Raw genomic sequence first — 15,048 nt, 5'->3', positions numbered from 1 at the left:
GACTGACCCTTTCGCGAGCAGGCTCGCTCCCACATTGGAATGCATTTCAAATGTGGGAGCGAGCCTGCTCGCGAAGGCGGCATCACTGACACCACCGCACTAAAAGATTACTTCCAGGGCTTGGGCTCACCGAACAACTGTCCCTGAACCCCATACAGGCCCATCTCGCGAATCACCGACAACTCCCCTTCCGTTTCGACCCGTTCGGCAATCAACGGCAGATCAATGCTGTGCGCCGCACGCTGGATCGCTTCGATGAACAGACGCTTGTCGCTCTCCTGATCAATCGCGCGAATGTAGCTGCCATCGATCTTCAAGTACGCCAGCCCCAGCCGCGCCAGGTTGCCGATCATGCTGAAGCGCCCGCCGAAGCGCTGCAGGCTCAGCGAGAAACCAAGTTCACGCAGACGCCGGGTCAACTGCTCCAGCACCGCTTGTTCCGGCAATTGCTCTTCGCCGATTTCCAGGGTCAGGCGTTCGCCGAGATTGGAATGCGCACGCAGGATCTCGATTACTTTATTCAGTGCCTGCGGATCGGCCAGGGTTGCCGAGGACAGGTTCAGCGCCAGCGAATCTTCATGTTCTTTCATCTGCTCCAGCACGCGTTCGAGCATCAAGCGATCCAGTCGCGCGGTCCAGCCAAAGCGTTCCAGCCACGGCAGGAAACGCCCGGCGGGAATGGTCTGGCCCTGATCATCGAGCAAGCGCGACAACACCTTGTAATGCAGCACCAGTTGCGTGTCCTGAGCGGCCACCACCGGCTGGAAATACAGTTCAAAACGCTGCTGACTCAACGCCTGATCGAGCAAGCGATGCCAGGCGTGGTGATCGTCGCCGACATCCGCCGTGAGGCTTTGATCAATGCACGCCCAATTCTGCTCGCCCTGCCCTTCAGCTTGCGCCAGCGCCTGATCGCCGAGCGTCAGCACCGCTTGCGGCGAGTCGCCGTGAACGAATGGCGCCAGGCCGATAGAGGCCACCGCCGGCACATCTGTCGCGCCCGTGGCGTGCAGACTGCTCAGCGCACTGTCGAGGTTCTGCGCCAGTTGCAGCGCTTCCTCGCGCACCAGCCCGGGCGCCAGCACGGCGAATTCACCGCCGCGAATACGGGTGACGAGGTTCTGGGTTTCCGGGTACTTCGCGCACTCGCGGGACAGTTGCTCGCCGACCGCTTTCAGCAGTTCGTCGGTGCGCTGACCGCCAAGCCGCTGGTTGAGCCCGGCCAGATCCTTGACCCGCAACAGCAGCAGGTAACCGGAACTGGCCTGCTCCGGATTGCTCACCCGATTGTTCAGCTGCATTTCGAAATAGCGCCGGTTGGCCAAACCGGTGAGGTTGTCCTGATAGGATTCGGCGCGCAGTTTTTCACTGCGCTCGGCCTGCTCCTGAAACAGCGCCTTGAGCTTCTCGACCATCTGATTCATGGCCAGCACCACACGCCGCAACTCCGGCGTGCGCGGCAGCTCCGGCAGGCTGAGAAATTCGCGACGGGCGATGGCGTGGGACTGCTTGACCATGTAATCCAGCGGCTTCAACTGCCGGCGCAGCAGCAACGCACCGAGTACGGCACTCAGCGCGCCGCAGATCAGCAACCAGCCAAGGCTGCCCAGCGCGCTCTGCCACAATTTGGCCACGGCAAACATCGGGTGGCTGACCACCTCGACCCGCGCCGCCTGTTCCCAGCCACGGCTGACCAGCGCATCGCCACCAGCCGGTTCCAGACCGATCAGGTTGACGAACCAGTCCGGCACATTAGTGACCGCCGGAATGCCACTGCGCTCGACGATGGTCTGGTCGGTCTTCAGATCGACCACGCGGATGCTCGCGTAATAACCACTGTCAAAAATCGAACTGACCAGCAGCTCGACCATCGCCGGGTCGTCGATATTCGGCGTCAGCGACAACGCCAGCGCCGTGGCGGCGTCCTGGGCGTGGGAGCGCAACTGATTGACGTACTGGGTGCGCGAGCTCTCCAGACTGACCATGAAGCTGCCGGTGAAGGCGACCACCAGGAACAGACAGATAGCGATCAACAGCTGTTTGAACAAAGACATCTGAGCGCGTGCTCCTAGTTAATCGACTCGACCGGAAAACCTTCGGCCTGCATTTTTTTCAACACATCCTGCCAGCGCGACAGGCGTTTAGTGTCTCCGACCTTTTTGTTGCCTTTGGCACCCGGCAGATACAGACCTTCTGCATTGAAAGAGTAGACCGGCAGCAAATCGGTTCGCTGGGCCGCCGGCTGGATCGGATCGATCAGACTGTCGAGCACCAATGGCATGGCATCGGGAGTGGCATAGTACGTCAGCACCATGTGCGCGCGGTTCTGGCGCAGGGCCTTGACGTAGGTGATGCGCAGCTTGTCACTGGATACCCCGAGATGGCGCAGGCTGAAATACTTGGCGATCGCATAGTCTTCGCAGTCGCCGGCACCTTTCCACAAGGCTTCGATAGGGGTTTCCCAATAGTCGACCTCGTGCCACAGGTCGATATCCTCGACGTAACGCACCTGCTTGTTGAAAAACAGGTTAACCACTTTGAGCTTTTCCATCTCGCCGACCTGTTTCTGCGTGGCCAGCAGATTTTGCCACGCATCGATTCGCTGCTGCCCGGCGCCCAGTGGTCCATAAAGTGCTGTAGCTTTGCGACTGATCGCGGAAAAATCCCAATCGGCATGCAGACCGCCCAGCATGACGCCGGCCAGCAACAGTGCGCAGCCTAGCCAGCGCAGAGTCCGGGGGATCGCGAAACATACCGCCACAGCAGGTTTCCAGAAGGCAGGAAGGAAAGCGTTTGATGGTGAAGCTTAGCCCGGTAAAAAACAATGGCACCATGAGATCATCGCGACCGCGCTAAACTGATGAAGGCACTGAACCGTTACACGGTTTGACAACCTGTAGAGCAATCACTAGTGTCCTTTGGATCCAAATCAAGCCGACATACAGGGTGCGTAGTCGTGACACAGAAGCCCAAACCGCTGCACAGCATCAAAGTCGACGGGCCGATTCCCGCACACTTGGCTCGGTCCGTCATCGAAGAAACCTTGCGCGCCGCCATCCTTGATGGGCGTTTGCCATGCGGCACAGCGTTGCGCCAGCAGGATCTGGCCGATCTGTTCGGGGTCAGTCGCATGCCCGTGCGCGAAGCCTTGCGCCAGCTCGAAGCGCAGGAATTGTTAAGCGTCACCACGCACAAAGGCGCCGTGGTTGCGCCGCTGATCCAGGGCGATGCCACGGAAACCTACGAGTTGCGGATCCTGCTAGAGTCCGAAGCCATGCGTCAGTCCATTCCGCGACTGACCGCTGCCGATCACGCACAGGCAGCGAGTTATATCGAAGAGCTCGAGGCCCAACACGATTACACGGAAATCGGCCGGCTAAACCGCTTGTTCCACATGGCGCTGTACAAAAAGGCACCCAACCAGCGTCTGCTGCGGCTGGTCGAAGAGGGTCTCAACGAGGAGGAGCGTTTCCTGCGCTTCAATCTCGAAGCCATGGGCCTGGGCAAGCTGTCCCAAGAGGACCACCGCGCGATGCTGCAAGCGGTCATCGAGCGTGATGTCGAACACTCGATCACATTGCTCGAACAACACCTCAACCGCGGCGTTGAGGTCATCACCCGCTATCTCGCCAGCCCTGCCGCCCAAAGCCGCAAAGCCGCGCGCTGAAACTTCCACGCCGGGATCAGACCACTGCGTCCGCCCGGCGAATAACCCACTTACAAATCCCCCGTTCCCCGGCCACGAATCCACTGGCATATCCACATCTTCGCTCTAACCTCCCTGCGCCAATCAGCCCGATATTTGCACCCTTCTCGGTGATGAATCGGTAATAGCCGTGGCGGCCATTTACCCTCACTCTTGAACGGCCAAACCAATAAAGAACGGGCGACGCACCGCACCGTCGGCGCAGTCCCCGCAACAGGAACCTACGGAAGGAGCCTTGTCACGGGAAAAGGAAAGAATCGGCGTCGTTCCGGGCCAACTTTCATCCCCTCAAATAACTTCATTCTCTTTATTAAAAAGCTGCTTCGAGTGAGGCATTCACTCTGTTTATTCGATTTTGGTCTTTATTGACTGAAAGGAGCAACTTCGCCCCAATAAAACTTATTCAAATAGTTTTATCGGTGACTCTCATACTTGAAAAACACACAACTAAAAATAATTGAAAATATACTTGTTAAGTTGTTTTGCGATGTATTAGCTTTTCTCCGAGCCGGCGTACCACGCCTGGTTCATCAAGACACTCGATCAAGGCCATACCGGCCAAGGCATCAAGCCAACAGCACTTTCACGGCACTAATAGCAAAATTTTCATCGACTCGAATGAGGCTTTAGCTCGACCAAAAAACATACACGCCGTTGTTATCCGTTATTGCGCAATTGAATGAGCGACTCCCACTATTCCAACAACTGTGAGGCCAACCAAGATGCCAACTAAAGAACAACTCGCCCTGAAAAAATCCGAACTCAGCATTCACCCGATCTTCGCTGAAATCGATTCCTTGGCGGTTTTGCGCCGTTTCATGGAAACCCATGTGTTTGCCGTCTGGGATTTCATGTCGCTGACCAAACGCTTGCAACAGGAACTGACCTGTACTCGTCTGCCCTGGTTGCCGCCGCGTGATCCGCATGCCGCCCGCCTGATCAACGAGATTGTCCTCGGTGAGGAATCCGACAACCGTTTGAGCCACGGTCATTACAGCCATTTCGAGCTGTACCTGGATGCGATGCGCGAAGTCGGTGCGAGCACCTCGGCCGTGGAACGCTTCGTCGCGCTGCAACAGGAAGGCGTGAGCTATGACGTGGCACTGCAAAGCGTCGAGGTCGATCCTGCCGCCGCGCAGTTTGTCCGCGACACTCTGCGCATTGCCCTGCATGCACCGGGGCACAGCGTGGCCGCTGCGTTTCTGCATGGCCGCGAAAGTGTGATCCCGACCATGTTCCAGCGAATTCTGGACGACTGGGGCATCGGCATCGAACAGGCGCCGACCTTTCGCTACTACCTGGAGCGGCACATCGAGGTCGACTCCGAGGATCACGGCCCGGCGGCTGAACACTTGCTTGAGCGTCTGGTCGATGGCGACCCGCAGCGCGAAGCCGAGGTCTACGCCAGCGCCATCGCCGCCGTCGAAAGCCGCATCGCCCTGTGGGACGGCCTGCGCGTGAGCATGCGCGAACCCTTGACGGAGGTAGCCCAATGAACGCCGCCGACTATCAATCGTTCGCCGATGCCTGGGAAAGTCGCGCGACTATCCGCACTCGCCCGCGCCGCGTGCTGGAAAACGACGAGTGCCTGATCTATCCGCTCAGTCGACAACCGCTGGTGCTCAGCGAAACCTTTCTGCGCGACTGCCCCGAGCAGCGTGATTTCGCTCTGGTGCAGACGCTGTACAAGTTCATCAACGATGTGGTGATTTTCGAGACCGAAATCGTCGACAAAACCGCGCGCAGCATCGCCAAGAACCGCTTCGCCGTCGCGTTTCCTTTCGCTTGCCGTTATGACGCGATGACCGTCGTGGTCGATGAGGATTACCACGCCCTGGTGGCGATGGATTTCATGCAGCAAACGGTGGCCATGACCGGCATCGCGCCGATTCAGCTACCCGACGAAATCGAGCTGAGCCGAGCGATTCCCACGGCCGTGGCACTGGCGCCGGAACACCTGCGCAGCGCTGTGGAGCTGATTTGCGTGGCCATCGCCGAGAACACCGTGACCGGCGACGTCGCAGCGTTCGCCCGGGACGATACGGTCAAGCCATCGATCAAGGGCCTGATGGCCGACCACCTGCTCGACGAGGGCCGCCACTCCAGTTTCTGGGCGCGGATGGTGCGCATCTATTGGCACACCGCCAGCGACGCAGATCGCGCCACCATCGCGCAGATCCTGCCGGTGTTCATCGGCCATTACCTGACCAACGACATCCAGAAAGCCTTCGACCTGCGACTGATCGATGCCCTCCCGGTCAACGAAGCCACACGGCGTTCGCTCCGGGACGAAATCGCCGGCCTGGCCTTCCCGATCAATCGCCATCACCCGTTGGTGGGCAACATCGTCAAGTTCTTCCACAACAGCTCGCTGCTCGACACGCCATGCGTGCAGCACGCCCTGCGCGACTACCTGGTTTGAGGAGGCCGACATGAAACGTCTCGACATTTTGCTGATGGGCGCCAGCCAGGCCATGACCGACCTGGCGCAGGAACTTGAACAACACGGGCATACATTGACGCGCAGTGGCGCGGCGAAATCGACGATGGATTTGATCATCGACGATGGCTTCATTGCCGCCGGCGATTTCTGCGCAATCCCACACCTGCATCTGCGTTTAGGTATCGGTGCGCAGAGCGTTGCAGGTTTGCCGACACTCGATCTGCTGTGTTTCCTCGGCTCGTCGCTGATCAGCCGAGTGCCCATTGGCGATGAGCCGTCCGGCAACGGTCAGGCACTGCGACAAAGGGTGCTGACGCAGCTGGTGGACGAGGTTTCATTGCTGGTCAGCCGCTACTCCCGCGACACGGACTACTTCCAACAGGCCGCTACGGTGACTGCGCCGGATTTCGAACGGATGGAAAACCTGCTGTACCTCGACAGCCTGGCCTACGTCCATCGCCTCAACGCCACGGCGAATCCGGCGCTGCTGCAACAGGCACAAATCCCGCTGATCGAGCGCTTGCAACAGAGCCTGATCAATCACCCCGAGCGACCAGCGCTGCACCTCGCCGAACAGACGATCAGCTATCGCCAGTTACACGCCCATAGCCGGGCGATTCAACAGCGTTTGCAGCCCCTGCTCGACCAGCATCCACAACCGTGGGTGGTCGGCATCTGCCTGCCGAAAAGCCCTGCGCTGTTCGCCTCGATTCTGGCGATTCTCGGCAGCGGCGCGGTGTACTTGCCACTGGAGCCGAGCCATCCCTTGCAGCGCCAGCAATACATCCTGGAGAACGCCGGCGCCTTGCTGTTGCTGCATGACGGTGAACATCCGCTGAGCGAGAGGATGCCGGGGCTGAATGTCAGCCGTATCGACAGCCTCCACGCCGACCTTTCGCAACCGTTGATGCGCCAGCGCCCCGAACTCGATGCGCCGTGCATGGCGCTCTACACCTCGGGCACCACCGGACACCCGAAGGGTGTGCTGCTCAGTCAAGCGAACCTCGCGCACTTCACTGCGTGGTACGCCGACTACACGCAAATGCAGGCCGAGAGTCGGGTTTTGCAGTTCTCTTCGCTGAGTTTCGACTCGTCGCTGATCGACATCTTCCCGACCCTGCTCATGGGCGCCGAACTGGTGGTGCCCGATGACACGCAACGGCGCGATCCGCTGCAACTGGTCGCACTGATCCGCCGCCGACAATTGACCCACGCCTTCCTGCCGCCAGCACTGTTGAGCATCCTGCCGCTGGAGCAACTGCAAGGCGTGCAACAGGTGATGACCGGCGGTGATGTCTGCGAGCCATTCGTCATCGAGCAACTCACGCGTCAGGGCAAACTGCACAACCTCTACGGTCCCACCGAAGCCACGGTGCTGATCACCGCCCGGCAACTCAAACCCGGCGACAGCAACCGCACCCTCGGCGCGCCGATCGCCAACAGCCAGGTGCTGATTCTCGATGATGATCTGCAACCGGTGATCGAGCAGACCGTGGGCGAACTTTTCATCGTCGGCCCCGGTGTCTGCCTCGGTTACCTGAACAATCCGCAGCAGACCGCCGAGCGCTATCTGACCTTGGAGCTACCGGACGGCCAGCAGTTGCGCGCTTACCGCAGCGGCGACATGGCCAAGTGGGGCGAGCACGGCATCGAGCTGTGCGGCCGGCGCGACAATCAGGTGAAGATCCGCGGTTTCCGGGTCGAGCCGGAAGAGATCGAGCGCTGTCTGCGCGAGAGCCAGTTGTACCGACAAATCGCTGTGGTGATCGACAGTCAGCGGCGGATTCTGGCGTTCCTCGCCCTGCCTCAATCAGACGACGCTCGCGATGCCCTGAAGGCCCACGCGCAGCAATTTCTGCCGGACTACATGCAGCCGGTGGCGTGGACCGAACTGCCGAACATGCCGTTCGCCAGCAATGGCAAGGTCGACCGCAAAGCGCTGCTGGAACTGCCGGTGAACGTGCAGGACAGCGGCCCGAAATGCCTGCCGGCCAATGAAGACGAAGCACTGCTGCTGGAGATCTGGGCCGAGTTGCTGGAATTGCCGACCAGCGACATTTCCACCGACGAGAGTTTCTTCAATCTCGGTGGCCATTCGATTCTGTTGTCGCGGATGTTGCTGCGCTTGCGTGAAGAATTCGGCCGCAGCATCTCGATCAATCGCTTCATCGAACTGCCGACTCTCATCAAACTCGCCACGCTGGTGCGCGGCACCGATGACAGCGCCGTGCTCAGCGCCCAGGCCATGGCCGATGCTGAGCGGGCGCTGGATATCGAACCGCTGCCGATAAGCCGTATGGGCGATGTGCACAAGGTGATCGTCACCGGTGCCAACAGTTTTGTCGGTGTGCATATCGTCGAGGCGCTGCTCGGTTGGGGCGCCAGCGAAGTGGCCTGCCTGGTGCGCGACGGTGCCGAACAAACAGCGGCGCAGCGCTTTGCTCAGGCACTGCGCGAGAACCGCCTCGAGCATCTGGACCTGAGTCGGGTGCGGGTTTACGCGGCGGATATTGCGCGTCCGCAATTGGGCCTGAGCGACGTGGATTATCAGCGGCTGGATCAACAGTTCGGCGCACTGGTGCACAACGCTGCCAACGTCAATCACGTGCTCGATTACGAGTCACTGGCGGCGGACAACGTCGAGCCGATTTTCGAACTGCTGCGCCTCTGCGAAGGGCGCAGCAAAAAGGTCTTCAATTTCGTCTCGACGCTATCGGCTTCAAGCACGGTCGATGACGCGGGCCGGGTGCTGGAACTGCCCGCCGCGCCTACGCCGCCGATCTACATTCGCAACGGCTACAACCTGTCGAAATGGGTCGGTGAACGCATCCTTGAACGGGCGCGAACGCTTGGGGTACGAGTCAATCTGTACCGCCCCGGCAACATCAGTTTCAACAGCCTCAGTGGCGTCTGCCAGCCACATAAAAACCGCTTGATGCTGATGCTCAAAGGCTCGATCCAGCTCGGGCAGGTGCCGGCCTTCGCGCTGAACTTCGACCTGATGCCGGTGGACTTTCTCGCCCGCTTCATAGCCTTCCACGCCAGCCGTTATTCGGCGCAACGCGCAGTGTTCAACCTGCACAACCCCGAGCCATTGAGCTGGGACGCCTACGTCGCCTCGTTTCGCGATACCGGCAGCGAGTTCTCGCTGGTCAGCGTCGCCGACTGGCAGCAGCAACTGGGGCGAGTCGATGCCGACAACGCGCTGTTCGGCGTGCTCGGTTTCTACCTCAACGGCTTCGAGGAAGACATCGGCGACATCTCCCTGATCGGCCACGCCAACGCCGAGGCCGGCATCCAGCAGATGGGCGCGCACTACCCGGAAAAATCCCCGGCGCTGCTGCGTCGTGGCTGCGATTACCTGAAAGAAATCAACTTCATCTAGTTCATCAAAAAGGAGCAACACCATGAGCACTCTGCAACCCGACACCCTGATCAAGAACCCTCACGGCTGCCACGTTGTGTCTTCGGTAGAAGTGCCGACAGACGCCGCGCAAGTCTGGGCAGTGGTCGGCAACTTCGGCGGTTTCGATCAATTCATCCCGGCGCTGTCGCACATTGAATTGACCGGCGAGGGCGTGTCCTCGCTGCGCAAGAAATGCTTCAAGGACGGCAACGTGGTGGTCGAGCAACTCAACTCCCGCGATGAACAGGCGCGGAGCATGACCTGGACAACGATCTACAACACCTTGGGCGTGGCCAATCTGTGGGCGGCGATGAATGTGGAGCCGTTGGGTGCGGGGAAGTCGCGGGCGACCTGGACGATCATTGCCGAGCCTGCCAGCGGTGGGGCCGAGGCGCTGCCGGGGTTCAAGGATTTTGTGCAGGGGTTTGCCGATGATGCGATGGGGAATGTTTTGAAGCTGTTTGTTTAATGCTTTGGTTTGGCGGTGACTGAGCTACCGTTATCGCTGGCAAGCCAGCTCCCACAGAGTCCAAGTCGTTCACACATTTCGTGTTCGCCAAGAATCCTGTGGGAGCGGGCTTGCCCGCGATGAACGATAACGCGGTCTGACTTCAGGTCAGATTTTGAAACTGTCGACCAACTGCTTCAGGCGGTTGGCCTGCTGCGACAACGCATCACAATCCTTCAACGTTTCGTTGAGGTTGGCCACGCTTTGCTGGTTCAACAGGTTGATCTGGTTAACGTCGACGTTGAGGGTTTCCACCACCGCGGTCTGCTCTTCAGTGGCGGCCGCTACCGACTGGTTCATACCGTCGATTTCGCCAATGCGCTGGGTCACGCTGACCAGACGCAGACCGGCCTGGTTGGCCACTTCAACGCTCTGCTCGCTGGACGCCTGACTGGCGTTCATGGTGGTCACCGCTTCACGCGAACCGACCTGCAACGAAGTGATCATCTTGTGGATCTCTTCCGCCGACTCCTGGGTGCGATGGGCAAGGTTACGCACCTCGTCCGCCACCACCGCAAAGCCACGCCCGGCTTCACCGGCACGTGCCGCTTCGATGGCCGCGTTGAGCGCCAACAGGTTGGTCTGCTGCGAGATGCCTTTGATCACATCGAGGATGTGTCCGATGTTGTCGGTGCTGGCATTCAGGGTTTCGATCTGGGTGCACGACAGGCTGATCTTCTGCGACAACTCGGTCATTGCCAGTATGGTTTGCTCAACCACTTGGCGACCGTCATCGGCCTGCTCGCTCGCGCCGCTGGCGTGCTGCGAAGCATCGGCGGCGTTGCGGGCGATTTCCTGAGTGGCGGCGCCCAGTTCGTTGATCGCCGCGGCCACGCTGTTGGTGCGCGCACTCTGTTCGTCCGAACCGACGATGGAAGCGTTGGACGACGCCATCACCCGTTGCGACAGGTCATGAACCTGACGGGTTGCCGAAGACACTTCAGAAATCGACGCGTGAATCCGTTCAACGAATTGGTTGAACGAGCTGCCCAGTTCGCCGAATTCGTCTTTGCTTTCTACGACCAGACGACGAGTCAGATCGCCCTCGCCCTGAGCGATGTCCTGCATCGCGCGGCCCATGGTGGTCAGCGGACGCATCAACACGTTGATCAACAGGCTCAACAGCAGCGCAATTGCGCCCACCGCAACGAACATGGCAATCAGCGCCGAAGTACGGAACTGGCTGAGTGCGGCGTAGGCTTTATCGCGATCGATCGACAGACCGATGTACCACTGAGCATTCGGCAAATCGCTGACCGGGGTGAACGACAGGATGCGTTCCTGGCCGTTGAGCAGCACGTTCTGGTTGCCCTTCTCGATGCGTACGCTGGAGTTCGGATAGATGTCCTTCAGGTTCTTCATCACCTGATCTTTGTCCGGGCTGACGATCACCTGACCATCGGCACTAACCAGGAACGCATGGCCGAGGCCACCGAAGTCCACCGAGTTGATGATCTTTACCAGGGTTTCCAGGCTCAGGTCACCACCGACCACACCGAGCAGTTCGCCGTTCTTCTTCACCGGCATGGCGATGGTCACCACCAGGCCACCGACCGCCGCCATGTACGGCGGCGTCAGCATGGTTTTGTCGGCGATTACCGCCTGCTTGTACCAAGGACGCTGACGTGGGTCATAGCCGTCCGGCATCTTCGCGTCAGGGCGCTGGGTGAATACACCGTTGGCCTGGCCGACGTAGGTGAACTGGAAGTTCGAGGTGAAGGCCGGTTGATCAACCAGGCCCGGGAAATCGGCATCCTTGCCCTGATGGGCAACGTTCTGCGCAAGGTTTTCCAACACCAGAATCCGCCCGCTCATCCAGTTCTGCACGCTGCTGGCGGTCAGATCACCGGCCTGCTGCACGGAGGATTGGAGGTTCTGGCGAATGGTGTTTCGCTGCAGATAGTCGTTGTAGAGCGTGAATAAAGCGAAAGCCAGGACCACGACGCCCGAGGCGGCCAACAGGATTTTATGGCTGAACTTGAGATTCATTTCATGGGACTTCTTATGCAAAAGTGGGGATGCGTTCCGGGATGCAACATTCCATGTACAGCGCAGGCAGCGTTCTTCTGGCTGCTCTGATTTGGTGCACGCATGTCTCACCAGTCTGTCGGCACGAGTCGGAGAAATCTTAGCGCTGTGCGGAAAATGGATGGTATTTGCGGAAGATTCCCGCCGAACGGCGTGCTAGAGCGTTCGCCGCGTGGTTTTTTTGACTGATGCCTGGGCGCCAGTTGCATATTCTGTAAGCTTTAAGGGCAGTCTGACCATCGAGTCCTGAGTGGCGCCCTACGCGAGTCTGAATTTTTGCTACATGCGCGAAGCGCAACGTCGCAGCAACAGCCCAACAGCCTGCTATCAGTTCCAAGCGAATGCGTTGTGCATAAAAAAGCCAGCCCTTGAAGTTCAGGGGCTGGCTTTGTCATATCTGGGAGCAGATTTTCATGCTTGTATTCGATCATTGGTATCAGCGGACAAGTAATGTTCGCAAACTTGGATGTTTTGATTGAGGACTATCAGGGATTGGCGTCTACATCTGGTGTGCCGTATCAGCAAGGCTCGCAAAGCTGTTTGATCGTCTACTTTTAGCAAGCCTGTAAACGAGAAAACCCCTGTCTGCGTTAGCAGACAGGGGTCTCGGAATTCAATCTTGACGATGACCTACTCTCACATGGGGAAACCCCACACTACCATCGGCGATGCATCGTTTCACTGCTGAGTTCGGGATGGGATCAGGTGGTTCCAACGCTCTATGGTCGTCAAGAAATTCTGTATCTGGCCCGTCAACACGGTAACGAGCCAGCAAAAATCGGTACTTCTACTAAAACAAAACCCCAATTGCTTTCGCAATTGGGGTTTCGGAATTTAATCTTGACGATGACCTACTCTCACATGGGGAAACCCCACACTACCATCGGCGATGCATCGTTTCACTGCTGAGTTCGGGATGGGATCAGGTGGTTCCAACGCTCTATGGTCGTCAAGAAATTCGGGTACTGAGTCGTGACCGGTTGGCCTCGCTTCAGCAAATTGGGTATGTGACAGCTGTCGGTGTTTTGTGAACATCGAACTTTCGGTTCGTTTCGTCTTCACACACCGCAATCTGGCCTTTCGACGCAAATTGCTTGGGTGTTATATGGTCAAGCCTCACGGGCAATTAGTATTGGTTAGCTCAACGCCTCACAGCGCTTACACACCCAACCTATCAACGTCGTAGTCTTCGACGGCCCTTCAGGGAACTCAAGGTTCCAGTGAGATCTCATCTTGAGGCAAGTTTCCCGCTTAGATGCTTTCAGCGGTTATCTTTCCCGAACATAGCTACCCGGCAATGCCACTGGCGTGACAACCGGAACACCAGAGGTTCGTCCACTCCGGTCCTCTCGTACTAGGAGCAGCCCCTCTCAAATCTCAAACGTCCACGGCAGATAGGGACCGAACTGTCTCACGACGTTCTAAACCCAGCTCGCGTACCACTTTAAATGGCGAACAGCCATACCCTTGGGACCGGCTTCAGCCCCAGGATGTGATGAGCCGACATCGAGGTGCCAAACACCGCCGTCGATATGAACTCTTGGGCGGTATCAGCCTGTTATCCCCGGAGTACCTTTTATCCGTTGAGCGATGGCCCTTCCATACAGAACCACCGGATCACTAAGACCTACTTTCGTACCTGCTCGACGTGTCTGTCTCGCAGTCAAGCGCGCTTTTGCCTTTATACTCTACGACCGATTTCCGACCGGTCTGAGCGCACCTTCGTACTCCTCCGTTACTCTTTAGGAGGAGACCGCCCCAGTCAAACTACCCACCATACACTGTCCTCGATCCGGATAACGGACCTGAGTTAGAACCTCAAAGTTGCCAGGGTGGTATTTCAAGGTTGGCTCCACGCGAACTGGCGTCCACGCTTCAAAGCCTCCCACCTATCCTACACAAGCAAATTCAAAGTCCAGTGCAAAGCTATAGTAAAGGTTCACGGGGTCTTTCCGTCTAGCCGCGGATACACTGCATCTTCACAGCGATTTCAATTTCACTGAGTCTCGGGTGGAGACAGCGCCGCCATCGTTACGCCATTCGTGCAGGTCGGAACTTACCCGACAAGGAATTTCGCTACCTTAGGACCGTTATAGTTACGGCCGCCGTTTACCGGGGCTTCGATCAAGAGCTTCGCGTTAGCTAACCCCATCAATTAACCTTCCGGCACCGGGCAGGCGTCACACCCTATACGTCCACTTTCGTGTTTGCAGAGTGCTGTGTTTTTAATAAACAGTCGCAGCGGCCTGGTATCTTCGACCGGCATGAGCTTACGGAGCAAGTCCTTCACCCTCACCGGCGCACCTTCTCCCGAAGTTACGGTGCCATTTTGCCTAGTTCCTTCACCCGAGTTCTCTCAAGCGCCTTGGTATTCTCTACCCAACCACCTGTGTCGGTTTGGGGTACGGTTCCTGGTTACCTGAAGCTTAGAAGCTTTTCTTGGAAGCATGGCATCAACCACTTCGTCATCTAAAAGATGACTCGTCATCAGCTCTCGGCCTTAGAATCCCGGATTTACCTAAGATTCCAGCCTACCACCTTAAACTTGGACAACCAACGCCAAGCTGGCCTAGCCTTCTCCGTCCCTCCATCGCAATAACCAGAAGTACAGGAATATTAACCTGTTTTCCATCGACTACGCTTTTCAGCCTCGCCTTAGGGACCGACTAACCCTGCGTCGATTAACGTTGCGCAGGAAACCTTGGTCTTTCGGCGTGGGTGTTTTTCACACCCATTGTCGTTACTCATGTCAGCATTCGCACTTCTGATACCTCCAGCAAGCTTCTCAACTCACCTTCACAGGCTTACAGAACGCTCCTCTACCGCATCATCCTAAGATGATACCCGTAGCTTCGGTGTATGGTTTGAGCCCCGTTACATCTTCCGCGCAGGCCGACTCGACTAGTGAGCTATTACGCTTTCTTTAAAGGGTGGCTGCTTCTAAGCCAACCTCCTAG

General features: G+C 58.1%; 8 protein-coding genes and 3 rRNA genes (1 of these 11 running past the window's edge). 5 read left to right on the top strand and 6 right to left on the bottom strand.

Features of this window, described 5'->3' with window-relative positions:
- Nucleotides 1-107: 107 nt before the first annotated feature.
- On the bottom strand, nucleotides 108-2,054 hold the full coding sequence (gene lapD, locus ACA043_RS00680; RefSeq protein ID WP_497658424.1) for a cyclic di-GMP receptor LapD: 1,947 nt from the start codon (nucleotides 2,052-2,054) through the stop codon (nucleotides 108-110).
- 14 nt (nucleotides 2,055-2,068) lie between these two features.
- Complete coding sequence (gene lapG, locus ACA043_RS00675; RefSeq protein WP_187680324.1) at nucleotides 2,069-2,761, bottom strand: cysteine protease LapG; 693 nt, start codon at nucleotides 2,759-2,761, stop codon at nucleotides 2,069-2,071.
- Nucleotides 2,762-2,956: 195 nt separating this feature from the next.
- Here lapG and ACA043_RS00670 point away from each other — a divergent pair, with 195 nt between their 5' ends.
- From ACA043_RS00670 to ACA043_RS00650, 5 genes are all read left to right on the top strand, one after another.
- Entirely contained in the window at nucleotides 2,957-3,667 is a 711-nt protein-coding gene (locus tag ACA043_RS00670) for a GntR family transcriptional regulator (protein WP_401264649.1), read from the top strand.
- A 761-nt stretch (nucleotides 3,668-4,428) separates the two neighbouring features.
- Nucleotides 4,429-5,202 carry a DUF3050 domain-containing protein gene (locus tag ACA043_RS00665; protein WP_401264646.1) on the top strand — a complete coding sequence of 258 codons (774 nt, stop codon included), beginning with the start codon at nucleotides 4,429-4,431 and terminating at the stop codon, nucleotides 5,200-5,202.
- A complete protein-coding gene (locus ACA043_RS00660; RefSeq protein WP_497658423.1) occupies nucleotides 5,199-6,128 on the top strand; it encodes a diiron oxygenase in 930 nt (309 codons plus the stop codon). Before ACA043_RS00665 ends, ACA043_RS00660 begins: the two co-directional genes overlap by 4 nt.
- A 10-nt stretch (nucleotides 6,129-6,138) precedes the next feature.
- Nucleotides 6,139-9,534 carry an amino acid adenylation domain-containing protein gene (locus tag ACA043_RS00655; protein ID WP_497658422.1) on the top strand — a complete coding sequence of 1,132 codons (3,396 nt, stop codon included), beginning with the start codon at nucleotides 6,139-6,141 and terminating at the stop codon, nucleotides 9,532-9,534.
- A 22-nt stretch (nucleotides 9,535-9,556) separates the two neighbouring features.
- Complete coding sequence (locus tag ACA043_RS00650; RefSeq protein WP_497615856.1) at nucleotides 9,557-10,024, top strand: SRPBCC family protein; 468 nt, start codon at nucleotides 9,557-9,559, stop codon at nucleotides 10,022-10,024.
- 147 nt (nucleotides 10,025-10,171) lie between these two features.
- Here the strand turns inward: ACA043_RS00650 and ACA043_RS00645 are convergent, their stop codons facing one another.
- The 4 genes from ACA043_RS00645 to ACA043_RS00630 form a co-directional block, all read right to left on the bottom strand.
- A complete protein-coding gene (locus tag ACA043_RS00645) occupies nucleotides 10,172-12,052 on the bottom strand; it encodes a methyl-accepting chemotaxis protein (RefSeq protein ID WP_401264635.1) in 1,881 nt (626 codons plus the stop codon).
- A gap of 656 nt (nucleotides 12,053-12,708) precedes the next feature.
- Nucleotides 12,709-12,824 (bottom strand): 5S ribosomal RNA (gene rrf, locus ACA043_RS00640).
- A 105-nt stretch (nucleotides 12,825-12,929) separates the two neighbouring features.
- Nucleotides 12,930-13,045: ribosomal RNA gene (gene rrf, locus ACA043_RS00635) — 5S ribosomal RNA — on the bottom strand.
- A gap of 151 nt (nucleotides 13,046-13,196) precedes the next feature.
- Nucleotides 13,197-15,048 (bottom strand): 23S ribosomal RNA (locus ACA043_RS00630); it runs 1,042 nt beyond the window's last position.

The organism is Pseudomonas sp. LBUM1648 (assembly GCF_059716145.1).
Note: the sequence above shows the minus strand (reverse complement) of the source record. Positions and strands in the feature narration are given on the sequence as shown.

Bases quoted from the DNA above. Each gene is read 5' to 3' on its own strand.
- ACA043_RS00645 (WP_401264635.1), bottom strand. From the start codon at position 12,052: ATGAATCTCAAGTTCAGCCATAAAATCCTGTTGGCCGCCTCGGGCGTC.
- ACA043_RS00665 (WP_401264646.1), top strand. From the start codon at position 4,429: ATGCCAACTAAAGAACAACTCGCCCTGAAAAAATCCGAACTCAGCATT.
- lapD (WP_497658424.1), bottom strand. From the start codon at position 2,054: ATGTCTTTGTTCAAACAGCTGTTGATCGCTATCTGTCTGTTCCTGGTG.
- ACA043_RS00650 (WP_497615856.1), top strand. From the start codon at position 9,557: ATGAGCACTCTGCAACCCGACACCCTGATCAAGAACCCTCACGGCTGC.
- ACA043_RS00660 (WP_497658423.1), top strand. From the start codon at position 5,199: ATGAACGCCGCCGACTATCAATCGTTCGCCGATGCCTGGGAAAGTCGC.
- ACA043_RS00655 (WP_497658422.1), top strand. From the start codon at position 6,139: ATGAAACGTCTCGACATTTTGCTGATGGGCGCCAGCCAGGCCATGACC.